This window comes from Oleiphilus sp. HI0066, assembly GCF_001635725.1.
In genome coordinates this window covers 1-923 of the sequence record NZ_LWFH01000782.1, presented here as the reverse complement: position 1 = coordinate 923, position 923 = coordinate 1, and the positions used below count along the sequence as shown (strand labels likewise).

The following is a 923-nucleotide window of genomic DNA, read 5'->3' as shown; positions in this document are numbered from 1 at the left end:
CTGGATTAAGCAGCTGCACGCTTGTTGCAGATGCCGAACCATCATCGACGAAGTTAAACTGAGAAGTAGTAAAGCCAAAATTGCCCAAGGTGACAGCAGAGGTTCCATTACCGTTACTTGTGGATTGGTCGTGAATGCTATGCCCTGTTGATTGACGATCACCGGATCTAGATGAGCTTTAGCAAGCGGTAATGAACATAATGCTAAGTATTACAGAGATAAGTCGGGCAGTTGATTGGGTGAAATGCATACTGATTTACTTCTCACGACAAAATACAAAATAACCGTTTCTGGCATGCCAATGAGGGTAGTCGTTCAATAAATGCTCTGCATATATGGCTCTGTAAAATTTAGTAATGACGGAATTGCATACTGTGTAAGGAGTAAGTTAATAGGATTTTATAACTCCGTTCTAAAGCGCGCTGAATAATCGTTGCAGGCCCGCGTAAAGCAGCGATCAGCCGTTTCTCTCAATTTTCTCTTTTCTTCACCTACTTACTTATCTTTGTGTTTCGCCTTAGTATTAGCGCCAGATAAAAATTAAAACTCGCTTCAACTAGGGTAGTTTCATGCCACAAAAAATTCTTGTCACTGGTGCGTCAGGCTTTATTGCTGGGCACTGTATTCTTGATCTTTTAGAACATGGTTACCAAGTGCGCGGCACTGTGCGTAATCCCGATAAAGTTCCAGCACTTCGAGCCATGTTTGCGAAGTACACAGACAAGGCCGATAGCATTGAATTTGCGCAAGCAGATCTTCTTAGTGAAGACGGATGGACAGAGGCTGCGCAAGGCTGTGATGGTTTGTTTCACCTCGCGTCGCCAGTTCCGCTGCAACAGCCGAAGAATCATGAAGAAGTCATTCGTCCCGCTGTAGATGGCGCTTTAAATGCTTTAAAAGCGGCAAACAATTCCGGTATTAAA

The 923-nt window shown here is 43.7% G+C and carries 1 protein-coding gene; it reads left to right on the top strand.

Annotation, left to right across the window (positions count from 1 at the left end):
- Positions 1–569: 569 nt before the first annotated feature.
- Positions 570–923 (top strand): NAD-dependent epimerase/dehydratase family protein (locus A3738_RS09440; RefSeq protein ID WP_156504143.1); only part of this gene is annotated, 354 nt, incomplete at its 3' end.